Source organism: Planomonospora antibiotica (genome assembly GCF_014647955.1).
Taxonomy (GTDB): Bacteria; Actinomycetota; Actinomycetes; order Streptosporangiales; family Streptosporangiaceae; genus Planomonospora; species Planomonospora parontospora.
This window is the reverse complement of record NZ_BMQE01000010.1, coordinates 128769-154029: the sequence shown is the minus strand read 5'-3', so window position 1 is coordinate 154029 and position 25261 is coordinate 128769. Positions and strand designations below refer to the sequence as shown.

Here is a 25261-nt window from a genome sequence, read left to right as displayed (position 1 = left end):
ACCCCGGACATACCGCTCCGGCCCGGCCCGGCCCGGCACCTGCCCGCCGTCCCCAACCCACCGCCCGGATCGGAGAGAAATGACCGACAAGCTGAGCGACCTGCGCACCCACGTCCGCGGACGGGTCCTGTTACCCGGGGACGACGGCTTCGACCAGGCCAGACGTCCCTGGAACCTGGCCGTCGAGCAGTCCGTCCCCGCCGTGGTCGAGGCCGCCGACGCCGCCGACGTCGCGGCGCTGGTCCGCTTCGCCCGTGCGCGCGGCCTGACCGTCTCGGCCCAGCCCAACGGCCACGGCGCCACCGGAGACCTGGACGGCGCGATCCTGCTGCGCACCCGGCGGCTGGACGCCCTGGAGATCGACCCCGCCGCCCGGCGCGCCCGCGTCGGCGCGGGGCTGTCCTCCGGCCGTCTCCAGGCCGCCGCCGCGCCGCACGGCCTGACCGGCCTGCCCGGCAGCTCGCCGGTCGTCAGCGTCACCGGCGTCGCCCTCGGCGGCGGGCTGAGCTGGTTCGGCCGCGCCCACGGCTGGGTCGCCGACAGCGTCACCGCGTTCGACGTCGTGGACGCCGAGGGACGGCAGCGGCGCGTCACCGCCGGCACCGATCCCGACCTGTTCTGGGCGATGCGGGGCGGCGGCGGCGACTTCGCGATCGTCACCGCCGCGGAGCTGTCCCTGCACCGCGCGCCGGGCCTGTACGGCGGGCGGGTGCTGTGGCCGATCGAGCACGCCGCGGCCGTGATGGAGGCGTACCGGCAGATCACCGCCACCGCCCCCGACGAGCTGACCCTCTGGCTGGACCTGCTGCATTTCCCCGGCTCCGACCCGATGGTCGCGGTGGACGCCACCCACCTCGGCCAGGCCGCCGAGGCCCGCGAGCTGCTGAGCCCGCTGGACCGCCTCCCCCGCCCGCTCGCCGACGGCAGGCGGACGATGACCGTCGCCGAACTCGGCACCATCACCGCCGAGCCCACCGATCCGGGTGCGGGCTCCTCGCGAGGCGAACTGCTCACCGGCCTGGACGACGCGGCGGCCAAGACGCTGCTGGCCGATCCCATCGCCCCGCTGATGAGCGTGCAGCTGCGCCATCTGGGCGGGGCGTTCGCCCGCCCGTCCGACAGCCCGCACGGCCCGCTGACCGAGCCCTACGCGCTCTACCTGTTCGGCGTGCCGGCCGACCCGGCGACGGCCGGGGCGGTCACCGCCAGGCAGCGCGAGCTCTCCGGCGCCCTCCCGGTGAGCGGCCGCAAGCCGTTCACCTTCCTCGGCCCCGGCGAGACCGCGGCCGACGCCTTCGCCCCGGCCGCGCTGAGCCGCCTGCGCGACGTCAAACGCCGCCACGACCCGCACAGCGCCTTCCGCAGCAACTTCCCCGTCCTCGGCTGAGCAGCCGGCTTCTCCGGCCCCGGCCCGTCCAGGCCCGGCCCGGCCGGAACGGGACGGGACGGGGCCGCGACTCGACCGCCCGGCGGGCGTCCAGCGGAGCGTCCGGCTGGCGTCCGGCGGGCGCCCGCCGGAGGACAGGCCGCAGGGCCGCGGGCCGGGTTCAGACGGTGTCGGAGAACACCTCCTCGCGGGCCTGGTGGAGCGCGGAGACCAGGGCGCCGCGGAGCACCGGGTTGCCCTCGACCTCCGTCACCACGACGCTGGGCCGGGTCGGGCAGACCCGGCCCACGGCCTCCTCCACCCGCGAGGCCAGGGCCGGCCCGCCCGCCCTGCCGACGTCGCCGCCCAGCACGATCAGGCCGGGGTCCAGGACCACGGCCACCGCCGCCACGCCCACCGCGAGCCGGCCCGCCAGTTCGTCGAGGAAGCCCTCGGCCCCCTCGGCGACGGCCGTGCGCACGTGCTCGCCGACCGAGTCTCCGCCGTCACCGCCGAGGCCGTACGCGCCCGCCAGGCCGGTGATGGCGTCCCCGCCGACCAGGCGCTGGAAGGAGCCCGACTGGGGCTCGCTCACGTCGGTCGGGAGCGGTTCGCCGGGGACCGGGAGCCAGCCGATCTCACCGGCGCCCCCGGTGAAGCCGCGGTGCAGCCGTCCGCCGAGCATGACGCCGAGGCCCTGCCCGACCCCGGCCCAGACCAGGACGAAGTCGTCCACCCCGAAGGCCGCACCGCACTCGCGCTCGGCCAGGGCGGCCAGGTTCACGTCGTTCTCGATCGCCACGGGGATGCCCAGCCCCCGGCGGAGCTCGGTGAGCACGCCCCCGTGCCAGGACGGCAGGTCGAGGGAGAAGCTCACGTCGCCGCTGCGCGGGTCGACGACGCCCTTGGTGCCGATCACGAAGGAGCGCAGCCGGGAGCGGGTGATGCCCGCCGCCGCGCAGGCCCTGCGGACGGCGCCGCGCACCAGCCGGACCGGGTCCTGCTCCCCGCCGGGCTCCCCGGGGAGGTCCACGGTCACCTCGGCGACGAGCTCGCCGGTGATGTCGGCGATCCCCGCGCTGATCCGGTCGGGCAGCACGTCCAGGCCGGCCACGTAGGCACACGAGGGCACCACGCCGTACAGTGCGGCGTTGGGGCCGCGTCCCCCGGCCTGCTCGCCGACCACCGAGACCAGTTCCCGCTCCTGGAGTCTGGACAGGAGCTGGCCTGCGGTTACCTTGGACAGGCCGGTCCGCTCTCCCAGTTCGGCGCGGGTGAGCGGACCGCCGGACAGCAGGAGTTCGAGCGCCGCCCGGTCGTTGAGCTGGCGCAGCAACCGGGGTGTCCCCGGACGTCTGGGCACGGTCTGCCTCCCCCGTCACGATCCGCTAACGATCGTTTCTTTTAAGAAAGTTTCTTGTTAGTTTAGCCGCAGTCAGCCCGCAGGCAAGTGCAGGAGAACGCCTCGGGATGCCAGAGCGCCGACCGTATGGAGGGCGTCTTCGACCAGGTACGGCACGGCATGGGGACCGCGCCGCCGCCCGAAGCGCGACCCCGACGCGAAGCCGGGAAGGGAGAACCCCCAAGTGAAGATCATGAAGATCGCCGTTACGACGGCCACCACCGCCGCCCTGGCCCTGGGCCTTGCCGCGTGTAGCTCCAGCGAGCCCGCCAAGAGCGCCGACCCGACGGCCGGGGCCTCCGCCGCGGGTCCCAAGTTCGCCGGCGAGACGCTCACCATGTGGCGCCTCGGAGACAGCAACCCGGCCGCTCAGAAGTACACCGACGCGCTGGTCGCCGCCTTCGAGCAGCAGACCGGCGCCAAGGTCAAGGTGGAGTGGATCCCCTGGCCCCAGGTGAACGACAAGTTCACCGCGGCCGCCGCGGGCGGCGCCGGCCCGGACGTCACCGAGATCGGCAACGACCAGGTGCCGCTCTGGCAGAGCCAGGACGCCCTGCACCCGATCACCCCGATCGTCGGCACCGGCGACCAGGCGCAGATCCCGAAGAACCTGTTCGGTCTGGAGACCATCGACAACGAGATCTACGCCGTGCCGTGGGGCGCCGGCTCCCGCGCGGTGCTCTACCGCAAGGACTGGTTCGCCGACCTGGGCATCGAGATCCCGAAGACCTGGGACGAGGTCGTCGCCGCCGCCAAGAAGATCCAGGCGGAGAAGGGCAAGGACGTCGACGGCTTCGCCTTCAACGGCGGCTCCGACGCCAACCACCTGCTGGCGGCGCTCTCCTGGTCCGAGGGCGGCGAGTACGCCGTCAAGGAGGGTGACAAGTGGGTCGGCAAGCTGACCGAGCCGGCCTTCAAGAACGGCTTCACCACCTACACCGGCCTGGTCACCGAGGGCCTGTCCGGTAAGTCCCGCCTGACGCAGAACACGGTCGACATCCGCCGCCGCTTCGCCAACGACAAGGTCGGCATGTACCTGACCGCCGGCTGGGACCTCCCCGGGATCGAGGAGGACAGCAAGGGCAAGCTCAAGGGCGACAAGCTCGGGTTCTTCGCGCTGCCCGCCAAGGCCGGCGGCGCCACCCCGTCCTTCTTCGGCGGCAACGACATCGCCGTCTGGAACGACGCCAAGAACAAGGAGCTCGCGACCGAGTTCGTGAAGCTGGCCACCAACAAGGAGTGGGCCACCAGGTACGCCACCGAGGGCGGCCTGCTGCCGGTCTACCCCGAGGCACTGGCCAAGCTGAGCGAGGACCCGGCCCAGGCTCCGTTCGCCGAGGCCTTCGCCAAGGCCAAGGCCCTGCCGGCCGACCCCAACTGGACCGAGGCCGGTGAGACCAAGGCCGTGCTGCAGAACGCCGCCCGGTCCGTCATCGAGGGCAAGGCCAGCATCGACGAGGCCCTCGCCAAGGCCAACGGCGAGCTCGAAACGATCCTGAACCAGCAGTAACCATGACGAACACGTCTACGATCGCCCGGGGCGGGGGGGCCTCCCCCGCCCCGGGGCGGCGCCGCCAGAGTTCCCAGCGCCCGGCCAAGGCGAGCGGGCTGCCCGCCTGGGTCGTGCCGTACGTCCTGCTCGTCCCCGGCCTGCTGGTCATCGCCGCGCTGCTGCTCTATCCGCTGTTCCAGATGGTCGTCATGTCCTTCCAGAAGGTGGGGCTGCGCCAGATCCGCGGCGTGCCCGCCGAGTGGGTGGGCTGGGACAACTACACCCAGATCTTCGACAACGAGATCTTCTGGTCCTCGCTCCGCAACACCGTCGGGTTCGCCGTCGTCACGGTGAGCCTCACCCTGATCCTGGGCACCGCGGTGGGCACCCTGCTCAACCGGCTCAGCAAGCGGATGTCCACGTTCGTGGTCGTCGGCATCATGTCCGCGTGGGCGGTGCCGCCGGTCGCGCAGGGCGTCATCTGGCGCTGGCTCTTCGACGCCGACGCCGGGATGATCAACTGGGGGCTCAACCTGCTGCCCGACTGGTTCTCCCGGCTGCTGTTCGGCCGGGCCGACTGGACCGGGGAACCCTGGCTGAACGACGCGCTCTCCACCTACCTGGTGCTGATCATCACCGTCGTCTGGGCGTCCTTCCCGTTCATCGCCGTCTCGGTGCTGGCCGGCCTCAAGGGCATCCCCGCCGAGCTGTACGAGGCGGCCCGGGTGGACGGCTCCAGCGCCTGGCGGACCTTCAGGAAGATCACGTTCCCGCTGCTCAAGCCCGTCTTCGCGGTGCTGACGATCCTGTCGATCATCTGGAACTTCAAGGTCTTCAGCCAGCTCTACGTGCTCATGAACGGACCGACCAACCGCGAGGCCTTCAACCTGTCGATGTTCTCCTTCGCCGAGGCGTTCCGCAGCCCGCCGAAGATGGGCACCGGCGCGGCCATCGCCGTCGTGCTGACCCTGCTCCTGCTCGTCGTCACGTCCCTCTACGTCCGGCAGATCGTCAAGACGGAGGAGATGTGATGACCGCCCTGAAGACGCCCGCCCCGCTCGACGGGCGGACCGCGCAGGCCAGAAGGCTCAAGCGGCGCAAGCAGCTCGGCCGGGCGGGGCTCAACACCGCCGGCGTGCTGGTCTTCCTGTTCGCGGTGTTCCCCGTGTACTGGATGGTGTCCACCGCCCTCAAGACGAACGACCAGATCTTCACCACGGACTTCATCCCGATCCCCACGGAGATCACCTTCGACCACGTGGAGCGGATCCTCACCGAGGGCGTGGCCGGGAACTCCATCTGGGTCTACATGCGCAACAGCGCGATCGTGGCCCTGGGCACCGTGCTGATCGGAGCCGTGCTGGCCCTGCTGGCGGCCACCGCCATCTCCCGGTTCCGCTTCCGGGGCCGCACCTCCTTCCTCGTCCTGCTGCTCATCGTCCAGATGATCCCGGCCGAGGCGCTGCTCATCCCGCTCTTCCTCAACGTCAAGCGGCTCGGCCTCTACGACCAGCTGCTCGGCCTGATCGTGATCAACGTCGGCCTGACCCTCCCGTTCGGCATCTGGATGCTGCGCACGTTCGTCGCGGCGGTGCCCAAGTCCCTGGAGGAGGCCGCCTGGATCGACGGCGCGAGCCGGTTCACGACCTTCTGGAAGGTCCTGTTCCCGCTGGTGGCCCCCGGCCTGGTGGCGACGAGCATCTTCTCGTTCATCACCGCCTGGAACGAGCTGATCTTCGCCCTCATCCTCATGTCGGACTCCTCCGGCTACACCATGCCCGTCGCCCTGCAGTTCTTCTTCGGGCAGCGCGGCACCGACTGGGGAGCGATCATGGCCGGTTCCACGATGATGACCATCCCGGTCGTCGTCTTCTTCCTCCTGGTGCAGCGGCGGATGGTCTCCGGCCTCGTCGCGGGCGCCGTCAAGGGCTGATCCCCGCGCCCAGCCCCGCATCCAGCAGAGCGCCGGTACGGCCCGCGCCCGACGACAGGGCCCGCGCCGTACCGGCCCCCACGTGACCTCCCCACCTCAGGCAAGGAGTCTTCCACCGCCATGTCCGACTTCATCGCGGGTCCCAGAGACCAGGGCCTGTACCGCCTCGCGGCAGGCACCCTGCTCGTCGCCTTCCAGGGGACCACCGCTCCGGAGTGGGTGCTCCGGGAGCTGGAGAACGGCCTCGGCGGCGTGACCCTCTTCGGCTTCAACGTCGCCGACCACGAACAGCTCTGCGCGCTGAGCGAGGGCCTGCGCGCGGCCGGCGACCCCGTCGTCTCCCTGGACGAGGAGGGCGGCGACGTCACCCGGCTCGCCTACCACGTGGGCAGCCCCTACCCCGGCAACGCCGCCCTGGGGGCCGTGGACGACGTCGAGCTGACCCGCGACGTCTACCGCGCCATCGGCGACGACCTGGCCCGCTGCGGCGTCACCCTGGACATGGCCCCGGACGCCGACGTCAACACCGCCGACGACAACCCGGTGATCGGCACCCGCTCGTTCGGCTCGGACGCCGCGCTCGTCGCCCGGCACACCGTCGCCGCCGTGCACGGCCTGCAGTCCGCGGGCGTGGCCGCCTGCGTCAAGCACTTCCCCGGCCACGGAGCCACCCGCCAGGACTCCCACCTGGAGGTCCCGCTCGTCGACGCCTCCCTGGAGCTGCTGCACGAGCGCGAGCTGGTCCCCTTCCGCGCCGCCATCGAGGCCGGGACGAAGTCCATCATGACCGCGCACGTCCGGGTCCCCGCGCTCACCGGCGGGCTGCCCTCGACGATCTCCCCGGCCGCGCTGACCGGCCTGCTCCGCGGCGAGCTCGGCTACGACGGCGTGGTGATCTCCGACGCCCTCGACATGAAGGCCATCACCGACGCCTACGGCCTGGCCGGCGGTGCGGTGCTCTCCCTGGCGGCCGGCTCCGACCTGCTCTGCCTCGGCCCCATCCCCACCGAGCCGGACATCCAGAAGATCATCTCCGAGATCGTCGCCGCGACCGGGGACGGGCGGCTGCCGGTCGCCCGTCTGGAGGAGGCCGCCGAGCGGGTGGCCCGCCTGCGCTCCTGGTCCGGCGAGCCCCGTCGGGCCGCGGCCGGGCAGAGCACCATCGGCCTGACCGCCGCCCGGCGCGCGGTCAGGCTGACCGGCCCCGCCCCGGAGCTGGTCGACCCGCTGGTGGTCGAGGTCGACACCCCGCCCACCATCGCGGTCGGCGAGGTGCCCTGGGGATTCCATCCCTGGCTGTCGCAGGCCGAGGTGGTGCGGGTGAAGCCGGAGAGCGCGGACGTCCCCGCCCTCCTGGAGAGCGCCGCGCGCCGCTCGCTGATCGTCGTCGTCAAGGACGCGCACCGCTACGAGACCAGCCGGTCGGTGGTCTCCGCCCTGCTCGCCGCCCGCCCCGACGCCACCGTGGTGGAGATGGGCCTGCCGATCTGGCGGCCCGAGGGCGTCACCTACCTGGCCACCTACGGGGCCGCCCGGGCCAACGCGCAGGCCGCGGCCGAACTGCTCGGGGTCTGACCTCACCCGGACCCGCGCCGCCCTGCCGTGCTCGGCCCCCGGCCTTCCCGCACGGTCCCGCCGACGCGTGCGGCCCGCGCCCCCGGCGGACCCCCGGGGCGCGGGCCGCACGTTCTTCCAACGGCCTCTCCGCCGGCTTCCAGCCGGGCTTCCCGCCACCGACGGGGCTCCGTCACCGCCGGGCTCCCCGCCACCGGCAGGGTTTCCCGTACCGGCGGAGTCTCCCGTCAGGCGCTGAAGATCTCCTCCCGGGCCTGCTCCAGAGCCTCCAGCACGGCTCCGCGCAGGACTGGGTTCCCCTCCACCTCGCTGGCCGCCACCTGGGGCCGGACCGGGCAGATCCGGGCCACGGCCTCCTCGATCCGCGTGGTGAGCGCGTCCCCTCCGGCCTGGCCGACCTCCCCCGCGAGTACCACCAGGCCGGGGTCGAGCACGACGCAGACCGAGGCCACGCCCAGCGCCAGCCTGCCGGCGATGTCGTCCAGCAGGGCCGTCCCCCGCTCGCCCGCCCCGACCGCCGCCGCCACGCACTCGGCCGCGCTCCGCCCGGCGAAGCCGTACGAGGCGGCCAGCCCGGCCACCGTCTCGGCGCTCACCAGCGACTGCAGGCCTCCCGCGAGCGACGGCGGCCGTCCGGGCACCGCCCGCACGTCGGCGGCCAGCGGCACGCCCGGCACCGGCAGGTAGCCGATCTCGCCCGCGCTGCCGGAACGGCCCCGGTGCAGCCGCCCGTTGAGCACGACGCCCAGGCCGATGCCGCGGCCCACCCAGAGCAGCACGAAGTCGTCGACGCCGCGGGCGGCGCCCAGGGTGCGCTCGGCGACGGCGACGAGGTTCACGTCGTTCTCTATCTTCACCTCGCGGCGCAGGTCGCGGGCGAGCGCCTCGTGGATGCCCTCGTGCCAGTCCGGCAGGTCGAAGGAGAAGCGCACGTCGCCGGTGCGCGGGTCGACGACGCCCGGGGTGCCGATCACCACCGCCCGCAGCCGGGAGAGCGCCACCTTCGCCGAGCGGCACGCCTTGACCACCGCCTCGTGCACGAGCGCCACCGGGTCGTCACGCCCCTCCAGGGCCACCGTCACCTCGCCGACGATCCGGCCCCGGATGTCGGCGACGGCGGTGGTGACGGACTCCGGTCCGACGTCCAGGCCCGCGACATAGGCGGAGGAGGGCACGATCCCGTAGAGCGTCGCGTTCGGCCCCCGCCCGCCGGCCTGCTCCCCCGCCACCTCGACCAGCCCGCGCTCCTCCAGGCGGGCGAGCGTCTGCGACGCCGTCACCTTGGAGAGCCCGGTGAGCTCCCCGATCTGCCCGCGCGTCAGCGGGCCGGAGGTGAGCAGCAGTTCCAGGGCGGCCCGGTCGTTGATCTCCCTCAGCAGCCTGGGCACGCCAGGACGTCGCTCCATACGCATGCTCTCTGTTTCGGCGTTTCCCGTCGCTGTTCCGGCCGGCGAGAACGGGGATTCGGTTGTCAATGAGACTTCCGAGAGTTTAGCGTGCGGGCCGCTCCCGGAGGGCGACAGGTGGGAGCGCTCCCCGGCGCAGCGGACGCCCGCTCCACAGGACCTCACGCATGAGTGGTCCTCCGCAGGCGGGATAATCGATCGCATGCGCCTTTCCGCTCGTGTCGACTATGCCCTGCGTGCCGCCGCCGAACTCGCCGCCGCCGGTGAGGGGCCAACCACCGTGGGCGAGCTCGCCAAGGAGCAGGAAATGCCTCCCAAGTACCTGGAGAACATCCTCCTCCAGATGCGCCGGGCCGGGCTCGTCCGGGGCCAGCGCGGCCCGGAGGGCGGCTACGTGCTGGCCCGTCCGGCCACCGAGATCACCCTCGCCGACGTGATCCGCGCGGTGGACGGCCCGCTGGCCAACGTACGGGGCGAGCGCCCCGAGCACGTCGACTACCGCGGGCCCGCCGAGTCGCTGCAGCAGGTCTGGATCGCGCTGCGGGCCAGCGAGCGGGCCATCCTGGAGGAGGTCACGCTGGAGAGCGTGGCCACGGGTGCCCTCCCCGAGCGGGTCCGCAAGCTCGCCGCCGACCCCGCCGCCTGGGACTGACCCGCCCTCGCGCGAGACCGGCGCGGTACGGGGCCGGGCCGCACGCCTCCACGGGGCCGGGTGGCGTCACACGCCTTCCCGTCTCCGCCGCGCGCCGCGCGGATACGCTGGGCCCATGCCCGAAGGCGACGTCGTCCACCGGGCCGCGGGGCGGCTCGGCCGGGCCCTCGACGGCCGGGTCCTGACCCGTTCCGACTTCCGTGTGCCCCGGTACGCCACGGCCGACCTCACCGGCAGGACCGTGCTGGAGACCGCCGCCCGGGGCAAGCACCTGCTCACCCGCGTCGAGGGCGGCCTGACCGTCCACACCCACCTGCGGATGGACGGCGAGTGGCTCGTCTCCCCCGCCGGTCGCCGGACGCCTCCGGGCGACCGGGTCCGCCTGGTGCTGGCCAACGCCGGCTGGCAGGCCGTGGGAGTGCGGCTCGGCATGGTGGACCTGCTGAGGACCGAGACCGAGCACCGGGTCGTCGGGCACCTCGGCCCGGACCTGCTCGGTCCCGGCTGGGATCCGCAGGAGGCGGTGCGGCGGCTGGCGGAGCAGCCCGGCCGGAGCATCGGCGAGGCCCTCCTCGACCAGCGGAACCTGGCCGGGATCGGCACCATCTACCGGGCGGAGACGCTGTTCCTCGCCGGGGTCTCACCGTGGCGGCCGGTGGGCGCGCTCGACGACGTACCGGGGATCGTGGAGATCGCGCAGAGGCTGATGGACGCGAACAGGGACCGGACGGACCGGGTGACCACCGGGGATCTCCGTCCGGGGCGGGGCATGTGGGTCTACGGCAGGGCGGGCCGGGCATGCCTGCGCTGCGGGAACCGGATCAGCCGGGCAGAGCTGGGGGCGCAGCCGCAGGAGCGGCTGGTCTACTGGTGCCGGCGCTGCCAGCCGGACTGAACCGGCCGGCGGCCGCGCCTAGGCGGCGACCATGTCCTTCACGTCGGGAGTGTGCTCGATGGGCGGGACGACCGCCCGGAAGCCTTCGAACGCGTCCTCCGGCAGAGAGGCCGGCACGGTCTCGGGGATCGGCAGGCGCTCCCGCTCGGGAACGTCGGCGAGCACCGGGGCGTGCTGGAGCTCGGCCAGCGCGAACTGGTCGGAGACCTCGCGGAGCACCTGGGAGAGCGGCACACCGAGGGCGCCGCAGATCGACGCGAGCAGCTCGGAGGAAGCCTCCTTCTGACCGCGCTCCACCTCGGACAGATAGCCGAGGGAGACCCGAGCCAGTGTGGAGACCTCACGCAAGGTGCGACCCTGCCGCACCCGCAGCCGCCGCAGCACGTCACCGAGCAGCTGACGCAGCAGGACCATCTGTCGCTCCCTCCCCGGCGCGGACGTCTTCACGACGCTCCGCGCGATCGGTTCGTGCCGCTCGTTCTTCGAACGCGACCCTTCGTACATTCGCCTCGCCGTCGTCATCGCTTGACGCTGCCCTCAGTCACAGCTCCACCGTACCCGTATCGGCCGACATCGCGGCAGACCGCGGTGAGCATGTTCGCTGGGGACGTAACACGGTAATCACCCGGAATGTTCCTCCAGGTTCGGCTCCAGCGCCGCCCTGAGCAGGTCCACGGCCTCGTTCGCGGTGCATCGCCGGATCTCCTCACGCGTCCCGTTCAGGTGCAGGTCCCGGTGCCATACCCGCCCAGCGGGGCCGCTAACAGCCAGGTGGACGGTGCCGACCGGCTTTCCGTCCTGCGGGTCGGGACCGGCCACGCCGGTGGCGGCCAGGCCGTAGGTGGCGCCGGTGAGCTCGCGCACCCCGGCGGCCATGGCGGCCGCGACCCCGGGGTGCACGGCCCCCTCGCGTTCCAGCAGGTCGGAGGGGACGCCCAGCAGGCGCCGCTTGAGCTCGGTGGCGTAGGACAGGACCCCGCCGGTGAAGGCGGCGGAGGCGCCGGGCGGGGCCGTCAGCGCGGCGCCGATCAGGCCCGCCGTCAGGGACTCGGCCACCGCGACCGTCTCCCCCCGGCCGGCGAGCAGTGCGATCACCCGGGCCGCGGGCGCCGGCTCCGGCGTCGCGGAGAGTGCCGGCTCCGGCATCGCGGAGGAGGACGGGGACGCCTCGGGAGGCGTCCCCGCGGACCGCGCGGAGGCCGCCCCGGGAGGCATCGCCGGGGAGGTCACGAGGAGGCCCTCGCCCGCTTGGCCACCTGCCGGAGCTTGACCGCCCTGATCACGTAGTCCAGTCCGGTCCCGACGGTCACCACGACCGCCGCGCCCATGACCGCCCAGCGGGCCGCCCCCGGCACACCCGGCACGATGTAGCAGGTGATGGCGAGCATCTGCAGGGCCGTCTTCACCTTGCCGCCGTAGCTGGCGGGGATGACGCCGTGCCGCAGGACGGCGAAGCGCAGCAGGGTGACCCCGGCCTCCCGCCCCAGGATCACCGCGGTGACCCACCAGGGCAGCTCGCCCAGGATCGAGAGGCTGATCAGCGCGGCCCCGGTCAGCGCCTTGTCGGCGATGGGGTCGGCGATCTTCCCGAAGTCGGTGACCAGTCCGTAGCGGCGGGCCAGCTCGCCGTCGAGCAGGTCGGTGAGCGAGGCCACCAGGAACACCGCCAGCGCGGCGATCCTCCAGCCGGTGCCGTTCAGGAAGAGGCAGACCACGAAGAACGGCACCATCGCCAGTCGTAGCACCGTCACGACGTTGGCGATGTTCCACAGGCTCACCTTGCCGGGGCCCGCGGGTGCCGGCGTCGCTTCGGTACCGGTCTCTGGCGTGTTGGTCATACGCTCTCCCGGCCCGGCGGCGCGCTCACGGGGCGGCCTTGATGCGGGCGATCAGGTCGACCCCCTCGGAGTCGACCACGACGGCCCGGACGATCTGCCCCGGGACCAGGCCGATGCCCTGGACCGTGACGCAGCCGTCGACCTCGGGGCCCTGGTGCGCGGCCCGGCCCTCGTAGCCGCCGTCGCCGAGGTCCTCCTCGATGAGGACGTCCACCTCGGTGCCGATCCGCTCCTCGGCCCGCTGGGCCATGAGCTCCTCGGCCAGCTCGGTGAGGGCGGCCACGCGGGCGTCGACGGTCTCCTGGTCCAGCTTGCCGGGCAGGTCCGCCGCCTCGGTGCCCTCCTCGTCGGAGTAGCCGAAGACACCGATCACGTCGAGCCTGGCCTCCTGCAGGAAGTCGACCAGCTCGCCGAACTCCTCCTCGGTCTCGCCGGGGAAGCCCACGATGAAGTTGGAGCGCACGCCCGCCTCGGGCGCGGCGGCCCGGACGGCCTCCAGCAGGTCCAGGAACCGCCGGGGGTCGCCGAAGCGCCGCATCCGGCGCAGCACGGGACCGGAGGCGTGCTGGAAGGACAGGTCGAAGTACGGCGCGACCCCGTCGGTCCCGGCGATCGCCTCCAGCAGGCCGGGGCGGAGCTCGGCGGGCTGCAGGTAGCTGACCCGGACCCGCTCGATCCCCTCGACCGCGGCGATCCCCGGCAGCAGCTTCTCCAGCGCCCGCAGGTCTCCGAGGTCCTTGCCGTAGGAGGTGGAGTTCTCGCTGACCAGCACGAGCTCCTTGACCCCCTGCTCGGCCAGCCAGGCGGCCTCGCCGAGGAGCTCCTCGGGAGCACGCGAGACGTAGGAGCCCCGGAAGGCCGGGATGGCGCAGAACGTGCAGCGCCGGTCGCAGCCGGAGGCGAGCTTCAGCGAGGCCACCGGCCCGTCGCCCAGGCGCCTGCGCAGCGGCCGCGGGCCGCTGGCCGGGGCCAGGCCGTCGGGCAGCTCGCCGTGGCCCGGGATGCCGGTCTTGGGGGCGGCGGCGCGCTCGACCGGCGAGATGGGCAGCAGCGTCCTGCGGTCGCGCGGGCTGTGCGGGACGAGCGGCCGGCCCGCCAGCACGTCGTCCAGGCGCGTGCCGATCTCGCTGTAGTCGTCGAAGGAGATGACGGCCGCCGCTTCGGGCAGGGCGTCGGCGAGCTGGTCGCCGTAGCGCTCGGCCATGCAGCCCGCAGCGACCACCTTGGCCCCGGAGTCGGCCGCGGCGAGCAGCGTGTCGATGGAGTCCTTTTTCGCTGAGTCGATGAAGCCACAGGTGTTGACGACGATGACATCGGGGTCGTCGTCGCCCAGCTGCCAGCCGGCAGCCTCAAGCCGCGCGGCGAGCTCCTCGGAGTCGACCTCGTTGCGCGCGCAGCCCAGTGTGATCAGCGATGCGGTTCGGCGGGATGACATGGTGAACACTACGGTATCGGGAGTTGGCCACTACCCGGTGCACCTCCCCCATTCCCGGCCTCCGGTGATCTACCGCGGATTGGCCTCGGGAACGCCGTAGGAGCGCTCGACGCTCTGCCCGGAGCGGCCCGGAGCCCCCAGCTTCTCGCCGTTCACCTGCAGCAGGACCGCTCCCGCGTCGTCGAAGACGACCTTCATCCCGCCCTTCGCCTTCCACTGCGCGGTCTTGCCGGCCTTGAGCGTGCCGGAGAAAAGCCGCCGCCCCTTCGCGTCCTTGACGCTGAGCCGCGAGGAGCGCTCCGCCTTGACCTTGAGCACGACCTCCTCTCCGCGCCGGACCGAGGACGCCCCGTGCGCCGGGTCGGCGGCCGCAGCGGACGCCGACGGCGCTCCCGGTACGGCGGGCACACCGGGGACGGGGGGCACGCCGGGCGCGGGAGGCGCCGAGGGCGGCGGGAGGGTGGGCAGCGAGGGCGCCGCCACCGGCCGGGCGTCCGTCGGGGTGTCCCCGGCCCCGCCCATCGTCCGCACCACGCCGAACACGACGACGACGGCCAGCGCCACGGCCATGGCCAGCGTCCAGTTGGGCGAGCGGCGCTCGCGGATCTTGATGGGCCGGTCCGCCTGGAACACGCTGGCCGCGCGCACCGGCAGCGGCACGCCGCCGTGCAGCTCGTCGAACTCGTGGACCAGGGCCTCGGCGTCCAGTCCGAGGATCCTGGCCAGGTTGCGGACGTGCCCCCGGGCGTAGAAGTCGCCCCCGCACAGCGAGAAGTCGTCACGCTCGATGGCGTGGATCAGCGTCGCGCGGATGCAGGCGCGCGCGCTCAGCTGCTCGACGGTCAGGCCCGCCGACTGGCGGGCCTGAGCCAGGACCTCCCCGATGCTCATGGCGACACCTCGCTCCGCGCTCCGGCGGCGGCGCCCGCGGCCGTGTCCGGCCCGGCGGCTCCCTCGTTCCCCTCGTTCACTGGTACACGCTCCCCCACTCTTGACGTTGAGTAGCGAGTCCCATTCAAGCAGTGATGAGAAGAGTGTCACACAGCGGGGTCCTTGTCCGTCCCGCACCCCCGCGGGCCGCCCGGGTCACCCCCGCGGGCCGCCCGGGTCACCGGCGCACCGTCTACGGGCCGCCGTCCACCGCGGTACACCGTCCGCGGGCCGCCCTCCACCCGCCTGCGGACCGCCGAGCCGCGGGTCACCGACCCCGCAGGTCGGCCAGGAGCCCGGGCAGCTCGTCCGGCTTGACCATGACCTCCCGCGCCTTCGACCCCTCGCTCGGGCCGACGACGTTCCGGCTCTCCAGCAGGTCCATCAGCCGACCCGCCTTGGCGAAGCCCACCCGCAGCTTGCGCTGGAGCATGGAGGTCGAGCCGAACTGGGTGGTCACGATCAGCTCGGCCGCCTGCACCAGCAGGTCGAGGTCGTCGCCGATGTCCTCGTCGATCTCCTTCTTGGCGGTGGCGGCGGCCATCACGTCGGGGCGGTACTCGGCCTGCATCTGGGTCTTGCAGTGCGCGACGACCTCGGCGATCTCCTTCTCGGAGACGAAGGCGTTCTGCAGCCGCATGGGCTTGCTGGCGCCCATCGGCAGGAAGAGCGCGTCGCCCTGGCCGACCAGCTTCTCCGCGCCGGGCTGGTCGAGGATGACCCGGCTGTCGGCGAGGGAGGAGGTGGCGAAGGCCAGGCGGGAGGGCACGTTGGCCTTGATCAGGCCGGTGACGACGTCCACCGAGGGGCGCTGGGTGGCGATGACCAGGTGGATGCCGGCCGCGCGGGCGAGCTGGGTGATGCGCACGATGGAGTCCTCGACGTCGCGCGGGGCCACCATCATCAGGTCGGCGAGCTCGTCGACGATGACCAGCAGGTAGGGGTAGGGCTGGTAGACCCGCTCGCTGCCGGGCGGCGGCACGAGCTTGCCCGCGCGCACCGCCTTGTTGAAGTCGTCCACGTGCCGGAAGCCGCTGGCGGCCAGGTCGTCGTAGCGGCGGTCCATCTCGCCCACCACCCACTCCAGGGCCTCGGCGGCCTTCTTGGGGTTGGTGATGATCGGCGTGATGAGGTGCGGGATGCCCTCGTAGACGGACAGTTCCACCCGCTTGGGGTCGACCAGGACCATCCGGACCTCGTCGGGGGTGGCGCGCATCAGGATCGAGGAGATCAGGCCGTTGACGCAGACCGACTTGCCCGCGCCGGTGGCGCCCGCGATGAGCAGGTGCGGCATCTTGGCGAGGTTGGCCACGATGGTGCGGCCCTCGACGTCCTTGCCGAGGCCGACGATCATCGGGTGGTGGTCGGCCTGTGCCACCTGCGAGCGCAGGATGTCGCCGAGCGAGACGAGGTCCTTGTCGGTGTTCGGGATCTCGACGCCGATCGCCGACTTGCCGGGGATCGGCGACAGGATCCGGACGTCGGCCGACTTGACCGCGTAGGCGATGTTCTTGGTGAGCGCGGTGACCTTCTCGACCTTGACCGCCGGGCCGAGCTCGATCTCGTAGCGCGTCACCGTCGGTCCCCGGGTGAAGCCGATCACCCGGGCGTCGATCCCGAACTGCTCCATCACGCTGGTCAGCGCGTTGACCACGACGGTGTTGGCCTTGGTCTGCGGCTTGGGCGCGGTGCCCGGGCGCAGGAGCTGCGCGTCGGGCAGGGTGTACGGCCCGGCCTGCGGGGAGAGCACCAGCTGCTCCACCTTGCGCGGCGCCGGGGTCGGGGCGGGCGGCTCCAGCAGAGCCGTCACCGGGGCCGCCGGGGCTCCGGTGGCGCCGGGGTCCGCCGGCTCCTCGTCGTCCACCAGGCCGGGCACGATCTCCGGGGAGTGCCCGGCGAGCCTGCCCGGCGTCTCGGCGATCACCGGCGTGTCGTACGGCTTGACGCCGTCGCCCGGCTCGGCGGTGCCCGGCTCCCCGCCGTCCGCCCTGCGCCCCTGCCGCTTCCCGGCGGGCCGCTTCGCCGCCGTCCGGGGCGGCCCCGCCGCCCGGGCGGCCCGGGCGGCCTCCTGGTTGAAGAGCATGTGCCTGATCTCGCCCAGCCGCTCGGGGACGCGGTGCACCGGGGTCGCGGTGATCACCAGGACGCCGAAGCCGGACAGGATCAGCAGCAGCGGGATCGTGATGAACGCGGGCAGGATGCTCGCGGGGGGCGCCGAGATGACGAACCCGATCATGCCGCCGGCGGCCGACACCTTGTCCATGCCGTCGGCGGGCCCTCCCGAGGGGTACGGCGTGCCGTGCGCGACGTGCACGATGCCGAGCACCCCGGTGATGAGGGCGGACCACCCGATCATCATCCGCCCGGTGTCCGGGCTCTGGTCCGGGTGACGCAGGATCCGCCAGGCCAGCAGAGCGAACATGACGGGGATCACCCAGGTGAGCGAGCCGAAGACGCCGCGCATGACGGCGTCGACCACCTCGGTGACCGCGCCCGTGGGGGTCCGCCACGTCATGGCGGCCAGCACGATCGCCCCGGAGAACACCGCGAGCCCGAGGCCGTCGCGGCGGTGCACCGGGTCCAGTTCCCGCGCGTTCTGCCCCAGCGCGCGCGCCGCGCCGCCGATGGCGCCCGCGAGCAGCATCCAGATCCCCACGAACAGCCTGGCGACCATGGTGAGGAGCCAGCCGAGCGGGTCGGGCTGGGAGGAGGCCGGCCTGCGCGCCGCGGCGGCCTTCGGGCGCGCGGCGGGCCGTCTGGCGGAGGCCGTACGGGCAGGGGTGGACCTCGACCGGCTGGAGGCTCCCTTGGCCGGAGTTTTGCCTGAGGCGCCTTTTGACGTACGGGTGGCCATGCTAGGGAGGTTAACGATCGCGCGGGCGGATCGCGCGGAGGCTCGCCGCGACGGGACGGGCCGGGCGCCCGCCCCCCGCGCGGCGGCGACGGCCGTTCCCGGGGGTCAGGGAGATGGCCCCGGCCCCGCAACACGAACCCTTCTCGCCTTCTGCGGTCGCCACATAACGGAATGACCTCCAAGGAAAGCGCCTTCCGTCCTATGTATTGACATGACGTTCCATGTAGTAGAACCTCCTCACCAAACAGGACGTTGGGAGGAGAGACCATGTCCGCACTCGACTGGTCCGTGCTGGGCGCGTACTTCCTTGTGATGATCGCCATCGGCGTGTGGTCCAGGAGCCGGATCAGGAACGTGATCGACTTCTTCACCGCAGGAGGCCGGATCCCCTGGTGGCTGTCCGGCATCTCCCATCACATGTCGGGCTACAGCGCGATCATGTTCGTGGCCTTCGCGGCGGTCGCCTACAACTACGGCCTGGCCATGTACGTCTGGTGGGCGCTGACCATCGGCCTCGGCGTCGGCATCGGCGCCTTCCTCTGGGCGGCCCGGTGGAACCGGCTGCGCTCCAAGCACGGGGTGGCCTCCCCGCTGGAGTACCTCGCCCGCCGCTACAACCTCCCCACGCAGCAGGTGCTCGCCTACAGCGGCGCGCTGCTGAAGGTGGTGGACATCGCCGCCAAGTGGGTGGCGATCGCGGTGCTGCTCAAGGGCTTCGCCGGCATCCCCATCCTCTGGGGCATCCTGATCACCGGCGCCGTCACGCTGGTCTACATCACCGCCGGCGGCCTCTGGGCCGACGTGCTGACCGACTTCGGGCAGTTCGTCATCCAGGGCGTCGCGGGCATCGCCATGTTCGTCGCGATCATGTCCCATCTGGACGGCGTCGCGACGCTCTGGACCATGTGGGACAAGCTCCCCGAGGGCCACGGCGACCCGTTCGCCGGGCCGTACACCACGACGTTCTTCCTGGCCATGCTGTTCATCAAGACCTTCGAGTACAACGGCGGCATGTGGAACCTCGCCCAGCGCTACATGGCCTCCCCGTCGGGCTCGGCGGCCAAGCGCTCGGCGCTGCTGTCCAGCGTGCTCTGGCTGGTCTGGCCGCTGATCCTGTTCGTCCCGATGTTCGCCGCCCCGCTGATCGTGCCGGGACTGGCCAACGCCGAGGAGGCCTACGTCAAGCTGGCGCAGACCCTGCTGCCGCAGGGCCTGATCGGGCTGGTGCTGGCGGGCTTCTTCTCGCACACCATGGCCATGGTCGCCTCCGACGCCAACGTGATCTCCTCGGTCATCACCCGGGACATCGCCCCGGTGATCGTCCGGCGGGTGCGCGAGCTGTCCGCGCACGCCGAGCTGACCTTCGCCCGGGTGACCACGTTCACCTTCGTGCTGATCAGCATGGTGATCGCGATCTCCACCGAGGGCCAGGGCGTCGTGCTGAAGATCGTCGTCGACCTGGTCGCGGCCACCATGGGACCGATCTCGATCCCCCTGATGCTCGGCATGCTCCCCTGGTTCAAGCGGAGCGGGCCGACCGCCGCGATCGTCTCATGGGCCGCCGGGCTGGGCGTCTGGGCCTACGTCAAGTGGATCCTCGAGTCCAAGGACACCGCGATGGTGGTCGGCGTCCCACTGGTCACCTCGCTGGTCCTCTACGTGGCGATCGGGCTGCTGAAGCCGGAGGACACCCCGGACCGGGACGCGCTCGTCGACTCGCTCGACACCGACCCGGAGTCCGAGCGGGCCGCCGCCGGCGCCTGAGCACGCGGCGGGAGGCGCCCGCGGAAGCCCCCTGAGCCCGCGGGAGGCGCCCGACCGCACGGGAGAGGGGGCCGGACATCCGTCCGGCCCCCTCTCCGCGCGTCCGCTCCCCTGCGGCTACTTGTCGGACTCCAGGACGCCGCCGTTGGCCACGTCGGACTTCTCGATCTCGGTGAAGAGGATGCGCACCGCCTCGCGGCGGGCCTTGAGGACGTCCACCGCGGCCTCGGTCACCGCCGCCGCGAACTCGCGGCGCTGGTCGAGGGTCCGTCCGGAGAGCAGTTCGACGGTGATGTTGGGCATGTCGGCCTCCACGTTGCATGACATAAGACTAAGTCCCGCTACATGAAACAATATGCCATCAGCCACCGTTACGGAAAGCGCTTGCCTAAAGGGAGCGCTCCAGGACGGCGGTGATCCTCCGGGATCAGCCCCGGACGGCGGAGAGCGGGGCGCCGAGCGCGAGCGAGACCTCCCGCGCGGCGGCGACGACCTCGGGGGCCAGCCGCTCGAGGCCCTCGCGGTCCATGTCCATCGCGAGCGCGGAGATGGAGATGCCGCCCAGGACCCGCCCGGTGTGGTCGAAGACCGGGGCGCCCACGCAGAGGATCTCCGGGTGGTTCTCCTCGTCGTCCAGGGCGTAACCCCGGGAGCGCACCACGGCGAGGTGGGCCAGGAGGGCGTCCACCTCGGTCAGCGTGCCGGGGGTCATCCGGGGCAGACCGGTCCGGGCGCAGATCGCGCGTACCTCGTCCGCGGGGAGCCAGGCCAGGACGGCCTTGCCGATGGCGGTGCAGTGCAGGCGCAAGCTCATCCCGACGCGCGAGGGCATCTGGTACGGCCGGCGGCCCTCCAGCTTGGAGACGTAGACCGCCTCGTCGCCGCTGCGGATGGCGAAGTGCGTGGTGTAGCCGATCCGCTCGTGCAGCGCGCTCAGCGCGCCGGAGGCCTGGCCGGCCGGGTCGAACCGGTTCATGACCCGGCCGGCCAGGGTGAGGATGCGGGGGCCGGGCTCGTAACCGCCGTTCCCGTCCGTCCGGGCGAACCCCCACTCGACCAGCGACTGGAGGATGCGGTGGACGGTCGACTTCGACACCCCCGTCTCCGCGGCGATGTCGGTGACGCGGTGGTGCTCGGCGATCGCCTCCAGCACCGTCAGCGCCTTGTCGATGGAACTGCCTTCCCTGGCCACGTGGCGATCCTACTGGTCAGCGCGCCAACCAGCCTCCGTCGACCGCCAGCACGTGCCCGTTGACGTAGTCGGAGGCCCGGGAGGCCAGGAAGACGGCCGCCCCCGCCAGGTCCTCCGGCTCGCCCCAGCGGCCCGCGGGGATGCGCCCGGAGATCTCGGCCTCGCGCACCGGGTCCGCGCGGAGCCGCTCGGTGTTGGCGGTCGCGATGTAGCCCGGTGCGATCGCGTTGACCTGCACCCCCTTCGGCGCCCACTCGCACGCCAGCGCCCGGGTGAGCCCGGCGACCCCGTGCTTGGCCGCGGTGTAGCCGGGCACGTTGACTCCGCCCTGGAAGGAGAGCATGGAGGCGATCATGATGATCTTCCCCGAGCCCCGGGCCAGCATGCCCGCCCCGACCGCCTGGCTGAGCAGGAAGACGGCGTCGAGGTTGACGTCGATCACCTCCCGGAAGGCGGCGTAGGAGTGCTCGGCCGCGGGCGCCCGGCGGATGATCCCGGCGTTGTTGACGAGCACGTCGACCGGGCCCAGCCGCGCCGCCGCCTCGGGGATCCGTGCGGGGTCCGACAGGTCGAGGATCCACCGGGAGGCCTGCCTGCCCGTCTTGCGCACCTCGGCCTCGACCTCGTCGAGGTCGTCGTCGCGGCCGTGCAGGACCAGGTCGGCCCCGGCGGCCGCCAGGGCCAGCGCCACCGCCCGGCCGATGCCGGTCCGCGCCCCGGTGACGAGGGCGGTCCGGCCCGCCAGCGAGAACATCCCCTCCTGCGCCGCCATCAGCGCAGCTCGCCGATCGCGACCGGCTCCATGTCGTCGTAGGCCTGGTTCTCCCCGCCCATGGCCCAGACGAAGGAGTAGGCGTGCGTGCCGAAGCCGCAGTGCACCGACCAGGGCGGCGAGATGACCGCCTGCCGGTCGGCGACCACGAGGTTGCGGGTCTCGTCGGGACGGCCCATCAGGTGGATCACCCGCTGGCCGTCCGGGAGGCCGAAGTAGAAGTAGACCTCGGTCCTGCGCTCGTGGGTGTGGCAGGGCATGGTGTTCCACATGCTGCCGGGCTCCAGCACGGTCACGCCGAGCACCAGCTGGCAGCTCTGCAGACCCTTGGCGTGGACGTGCTTGTAGATGGTGCGGTCGTTGGAGCCCTCCGGGCCGCCCAGCCGTACGGGCTCGGCGTCGGCCAGGGTGCTCAGCGCCGTCGGGTGGTCGGCGTGCGCCGCGGTGGAGACGAGGTAGAAGGCCCCGTCGAAGGCCACCTCGCGGCTCCCCCGGCCGACGTAGAGGCACTCCTTCGGCCCCAGCTCGTACGGCGTGCCGTCCACGGTCACCGTGCCCGGCCCGTCCCCCACGTTGACCGCGCCCAGCTCCCGGCGCTCCAGGAAGTGCCCGGCGCGCAGCGGGTCCGGGTTCGGCAGGGCCGCCCGCCCCAGCGCCCCGCCCACCACGATCCGGTCCTCGTGCGAGTAGACCAGGCGGACCTCCCCGGGGGCGAACAGGTCCTCCACCAGGAACCGGGAGCGCAGCCAGTCGGTGGTGGAGCCCGGGATCTGGTCGGGCGCCGTGGCGTGCCGTACCTCCATCGACCCTCCTTGTTCTGTTACATGAAATTAAAATTCGCTATATGGAACACCCTGAGCATACAACGACGCCGCCTCCCGGTACATCGACCGGGAGGCGGCGTCGTCAGGAAGGGCGCCGCCGGGGACGGCGGGGCCGCTGCGGGCCGGTCAGACCTCGACGATCACCGGAATGATCATCGGGCGGCGGCGGTAGGTGTTGCTCACCCAGCTCCCCACGGCCCTGCGGACCACGCGGCGGATCTGCTGGACGTCGACCACGCCGTCGGCGGCGTTCTCCTGCAGCGCCTTCTCCAGCTGCGGCAGGACCTCGTCGAACCGGTCGGGGTCGATGCCGGAGCCGCGGGCGTGGATCTCCGGGCCCGCGGTCACCTTGCCGGTGTTGGAGTCGACCACGATGACGACGGAGATGAAGCCCTCCTCGCCCAGGATCCGCCGGTCCTTCAGGGCGAACTCGGTGACGTCGCCCACCGAGGTGCCGTCCACGTAGACGTAGCCGGCCTGGACCGCGCCGGTGATCCGCGCGCGCCCGTCGACCAGGTCCACCACCACGCCGTCCTCGGCGATCACGATGTGGTCGTCGGGCACGCCGGTCAGCGCGGCGAGCTTGGCGTGCGCCCGCAGGTGCCGCCACTCGCCGTGCACCGGCATGAAGTTGGACGGCCGGGTCAGGTTGAGCACGTACAGCAGCTCGCCCGCGGCGGCGTGACCGGAGACGTGCACCTTGGCGTTGCCCTTGTGCACCACCCGGGCGCCCCAGCGGGTCAGCCCGTTGATCACCCTGGTGACCGCGGTCTCGTTGCCGGGCACCAGCGACGAGGCCAGCAGCACGGTGTCGCCCTCGGCGACCCGGATCGGGTGGTCGCGGTTGGCCATGCGCGACAGCGCCGCCATCGGCTCGCCCTGGGAACCGGTGCAGATCAGCACCACCTCCTCCGGCGGCCAGCCCTCGATCTCCTTGGAGTCGACGATCAGCCCCGGCGGGATCCGCAGGTAGCCCAGGTCGCGCGCCACGCCCATGTTGCGCACCATGGAGCGGCCGATGAGGGCGACCTTGCGGCCGTGCCGCTCGGCGGCGTCGACGACCTGCTGCACGCGGTGGATGTGCGAGGCGAAGCTCGCCACGATCACCCGCTTGGACGAGGTGCGGACCACCTCGTCGATGACCGGCCCGATCTCCCGCTCGCTGGTGACGAAGCCCGGCACCTCGGCGTTGGTGGAGTCCGACATCAGCAGGTCGACGCCCTCGCGGCCGAGCCGGGCGAAGCCGCCCAGGTCGGTCAGGCGCCCGTCGCTGGGCAGCTGGTCCATCCGGAAGTCGCCGGTGTGCAGGACGATGCCCGCGGGCGTGCGTACCGCCACCGCCAGCGCGTCCGGGATCGAGTGGTTGACCGCGAAGAACTCGCAGTCGAACGGCCCGAACGCGCGCCGCTGCTCCTCGGCCACCTCGACCTTGACCGGCTGGATCCGGTGCTCGGTCAGCTTGGCCTCGAGCAGCGCCAGCGTCAGCTTCGAGCCGACCACCGGGATGTTCCGGCGCTCGCGCAGGAGGTACGGCACGGCGCCGATGTGGTCCTCGTGCCCGTGGGTGAGGATGACCGCCTCGATGTCGTCCAGGCGGTCCCGGATGTAGTCGAAGTCGGGCAGGATCAGGTCGATGCCCGGCTGCTCGGCCTCGGGGAAGAGCACCCCGCAGTCGACGACCAGCAGGCGCCCTTCGAACTCGAACACCGCCATGTTGCGGCCGATCTCACCGAGACCGCCCAGCGCCACGATGCGCAGCGCGCCCTCGGGCAGCGGCGGAGGCGGCCCGAGTTCGGGATGGGGGTGACTCATCCGGCCACACCTCTCTCACATGCGTCGTGCAGCCCGCGGGCCGTCGGGACCGCTCCCTCGCCGAACGCTCCGGACCCCTGCGGGCCTTGGTGTCTTCTCTGCTTCAAACCGGTTTTCCTCCAAGCTGCGACCGATCCCGATCGCGACGTTCCTTCTCGCACCACATCTCAGTCGGACAGCTTCACGCCGCCCGCGACCAGTTCCGCGCGCAGGTTCGCCACCTGCTGCCCGGTGGCCTCCACCAGGGGCGAACGCACGGGGCCCGCGGGGCGCCCCACCAGCGCCAGCGCCGCCTTGGCCATGATCGCGCCACCCGCCTGCATCATGATCCCCGAGACCACCGGGAGCAGCCTGCGGTGGATCTCCAGCGCGCCCGCCACGTCGCCGGAGCGGTGCAACCGCATCATCTCGGCGATGTCGGCGCCCACGACGTGCCCCACGACGCTCACGCACCCGGCCGCCCCGACGGAGAGCCACGGCAGGTTCAGCGTGTCGTCACCCGAGTAGAAGACCAGATCGGTGAAGGCCATGACCTGCGAACCGGTGAACAGATCCGCCTTGGCGTCCTTCACCGCGACGATCCGCTCGTGCTGCGCCAGCCTGACCAGGGTCTCGATCTGGATCGGCACGCCGCTGCGGCCGGGGATGTCGTAGAGCATCACCGGCAGGCCGGTGGCGTCCGCCACCGCCGTGAAGTGCCGGTAGAGCCCCTCCTGCGGCGGCTTGCTGTAGTACGGCGTCACCACGAGCAGTCCGTGGGCCCCGGCGCGCTCGGCGGCGCGGGCCAGCCCGACGCTGTGGCGGGTGTCGTTGGTGCCCGCTCCGGCCACCACGACGGCGCGGTCGCCGACCGCCTCCAGTACGGCGCGCAGCAGGCGCTCCTTCTCCTCGTCGGTGGTGGTCGGGGACTCGCCCGTCGTACCGCTCACCACGAGCCCGTCGTTGCGCTGCTCGTCCACCAGGTAGGTGGCCAGTCGCTGCGCCCCCTCGTAGTCGACCGCGCCGTCGTCGGTGAACGGCGTGACCATGGCGGTCAGCATGCGGCCAAAGGGGGCGTCGGAGGTTGTCGTCGGCGCTGCCATAGACCGAACGGTACCCGGATCCGGAGAAGCGGTGGAC

Annotated in this window: 22 protein-coding genes; 8 read left to right on the top strand and 14 right to left on the bottom strand. The window is 72.4% G+C overall.

The window, feature by feature from the left end; translation table 11 throughout:
- The first annotated feature begins 79 nt into the window (after positions 1-79).
- A complete protein-coding gene (locus IEZ06_RS12440; RefSeq protein ID WP_189236835.1) occupies positions 80-1387 on the top strand; it encodes an FAD-binding oxidoreductase in 1308 nt (435 codons plus the stop codon).
- A gap of 160 nt (positions 1388-1547) precedes the next feature.
- Here IEZ06_RS12440 and IEZ06_RS12435 read toward each other — a convergent pair whose 3' ends face one another.
- A complete protein-coding gene (locus IEZ06_RS12435; protein ID WP_189236834.1) occupies positions 1548-2729 on the bottom strand; it encodes an ROK family transcriptional regulator in 1182 nt (393 codons plus the stop codon).
- 232 nt (positions 2730-2961) lie between these two features.
- Here IEZ06_RS12435 and IEZ06_RS12430 point away from each other — a divergent pair, with 232 nt between their 5' ends.
- From IEZ06_RS12430 to IEZ06_RS12415, 4 genes are all read left to right on the top strand, one after another.
- A complete protein-coding gene (locus IEZ06_RS12430; RefSeq protein ID WP_229798046.1) occupies positions 2962-4278 on the top strand; it encodes an extracellular solute-binding protein in 1317 nt (438 codons plus the stop codon).
- Positions 4279-4280: 2 nt separating this feature from the next.
- Positions 4281-5291, top strand: a complete 1011-nt coding sequence (locus IEZ06_RS12425) for a carbohydrate ABC transporter permease (protein WP_189236832.1) — start codon at positions 4281-4283, stop codon at positions 5289-5291.
- A complete protein-coding gene (locus IEZ06_RS12420) occupies positions 5291-6193 on the top strand; it encodes a carbohydrate ABC transporter permease (RefSeq protein ID WP_229798015.1) in 903 nt (300 codons plus the stop codon). Before IEZ06_RS12425 ends, IEZ06_RS12420 begins: the two co-directional genes overlap by 1 nt.
- 120 nt (positions 6194-6313) lie before the next feature.
- A complete protein-coding gene (locus IEZ06_RS12415) occupies positions 6314-7768 on the top strand; it encodes a glycoside hydrolase family 3 protein (protein ID WP_189236831.1) in 1455 nt (484 codons plus the stop codon).
- Positions 7769-7995: 227 nt separating this feature from the next.
- Here IEZ06_RS12415 and IEZ06_RS12410 read toward each other — a convergent pair whose 3' ends face one another.
- On the bottom strand, positions 7996-9174 hold the full coding sequence (locus IEZ06_RS12410) for an ROK family transcriptional regulator (protein ID WP_189236830.1): 1179 nt from the start codon (positions 9172-9174) through the stop codon (positions 7996-7998).
- A 202-nt stretch (positions 9175-9376) separates the two neighbouring features.
- Between IEZ06_RS12410 and IEZ06_RS12405 the strand changes: the two genes are divergently transcribed.
- Both IEZ06_RS12405 and IEZ06_RS12400 read left to right on the top strand, forming a co-directional pair.
- Positions 9377-9826 (top strand): RrF2 family transcriptional regulator, encoded by a 450-nt coding sequence (locus IEZ06_RS12405; RefSeq protein ID WP_068896958.1) that lies wholly within the window; start codon positions 9377-9379, stop codon positions 9824-9826.
- Positions 9827-9941: 115 nt separating this feature from the next.
- Positions 9942-10721: an Fpg/Nei family DNA glycosylase gene (locus tag IEZ06_RS12400; protein ID WP_189236829.1), complete on the top strand. Its 780-nt coding sequence runs from the start codon at positions 9942-9944 to the stop codon at positions 10719-10721.
- Between the two features lie 18 nt (positions 10722-10739).
- Here the strand turns inward: IEZ06_RS12400 and IEZ06_RS12395 are convergent, their stop codons facing one another.
- From IEZ06_RS12395 to IEZ06_RS12370, 6 genes are all read right to left on the bottom strand, one after another.
- Positions 10740-11135 (bottom strand): helix-turn-helix domain-containing protein, encoded by a 396-nt coding sequence (locus tag IEZ06_RS12395; RefSeq protein WP_068897105.1) that lies wholly within the window; start codon positions 11133-11135, stop codon positions 10740-10742.
- Between the two features lie 207 nt (positions 11136-11342).
- The gene (locus tag IEZ06_RS12390; protein ID WP_189236828.1) at positions 11343-11867 is read right to left on the bottom strand and encodes a CinA family protein; all 525 of its coding nucleotides are present in this window, start codon (positions 11865-11867) and stop codon (positions 11343-11345) included.
- A gap of 80 nt (positions 11868-11947) precedes the next feature.
- Positions 11948-12559, bottom strand: a complete 612-nt coding sequence (pgsA, locus tag IEZ06_RS12385; RefSeq protein ID WP_189236827.1) for a CDP-diacylglycerol--glycerol-3-phosphate 3-phosphatidyltransferase — start codon at positions 12557-12559, stop codon at positions 11948-11950.
- A 25-nt stretch (positions 12560-12584) separates the two neighbouring features.
- Complete coding sequence (gene rimO, locus IEZ06_RS12380; protein WP_189236826.1) at positions 12585-13994, bottom strand: 30S ribosomal protein S12 methylthiotransferase RimO; 1410 nt, start codon at positions 13992-13994, stop codon at positions 12585-12587.
- A gap of 69 nt (positions 13995-14063) precedes the next feature.
- Entirely contained in the window at positions 14064-14885 is an 822-nt protein-coding gene (locus IEZ06_RS12375) for a helix-turn-helix domain-containing protein (RefSeq protein WP_189236825.1), read from the bottom strand.
- Positions 14886-15192: 307 nt separating this feature from the next.
- A complete protein-coding gene (locus tag IEZ06_RS12370; protein ID WP_189236824.1) occupies positions 15193-17778 on the bottom strand; it encodes an FtsK/SpoIIIE family DNA translocase in 2586 nt (861 codons plus the stop codon).
- A 267-nt stretch (positions 17779-18045) separates the two neighbouring features.
- Here IEZ06_RS12370 and IEZ06_RS12365 point away from each other — a divergent pair, with 267 nt between their 5' ends.
- Positions 18046-19542: a sodium:solute symporter family protein gene (locus IEZ06_RS12365; protein ID WP_189236823.1), complete on the top strand. Its 1497-nt coding sequence runs from the start codon at positions 18046-18048 to the stop codon at positions 19540-19542.
- Between the two features lie 117 nt (positions 19543-19659).
- Here the strand turns inward: IEZ06_RS12365 and IEZ06_RS12360 are convergent, their stop codons facing one another.
- The 6 genes from IEZ06_RS12360 to dapA all read right to left on the bottom strand — a co-directional run bounded on the left by IEZ06_RS12360 (position 19660) and on the right by dapA (position 25224).
- The gene (locus tag IEZ06_RS12360) at positions 19660-19845 is read right to left on the bottom strand and encodes a tautomerase family protein (RefSeq protein WP_068897108.1); all 186 of its coding nucleotides are present in this window, start codon (positions 19843-19845) and stop codon (positions 19660-19662) included.
- Positions 19846-19969: 124 nt separating this feature from the next.
- Positions 19970-20734 carry an IclR family transcriptional regulator gene (locus IEZ06_RS12355; RefSeq protein WP_189236822.1) on the bottom strand — a complete coding sequence of 255 codons (765 nt, stop codon included), beginning with the start codon at positions 20732-20734 and terminating at the stop codon, positions 19970-19972.
- A 16-nt stretch (positions 20735-20750) separates the two neighbouring features.
- Entirely contained in the window at positions 20751-21506 is a 756-nt protein-coding gene (kduD, locus tag IEZ06_RS12350) for a 2-dehydro-3-deoxy-D-gluconate 5-dehydrogenase KduD (RefSeq protein ID WP_189236821.1), read from the bottom strand.
- On the bottom strand, positions 21506-22309 hold the full coding sequence (gene kduI / locus IEZ06_RS12345) for a 5-dehydro-4-deoxy-D-glucuronate isomerase (protein WP_189236820.1): 804 nt from the start codon (positions 22307-22309) through the stop codon (positions 21506-21508). The genes kduD and kduI overlap by 1 nt, the downstream gene beginning before the upstream one ends.
- 147 nt (positions 22310-22456) lie before the next feature.
- Positions 22457-24142: a ribonuclease J gene (locus IEZ06_RS12340; RefSeq protein WP_189236819.1), complete on the bottom strand. Its 1686-nt coding sequence runs from the start codon at positions 24140-24142 to the stop codon at positions 22457-22459.
- A 167-nt stretch (positions 24143-24309) separates the two neighbouring features.
- Entirely contained in the window at positions 24310-25224 is a 915-nt protein-coding gene (gene dapA, locus IEZ06_RS12335; protein WP_189236818.1) for a 4-hydroxy-tetrahydrodipicolinate synthase, read from the bottom strand.
- Between the last annotated feature and the right edge of the window lie 37 nt (positions 25225-25261).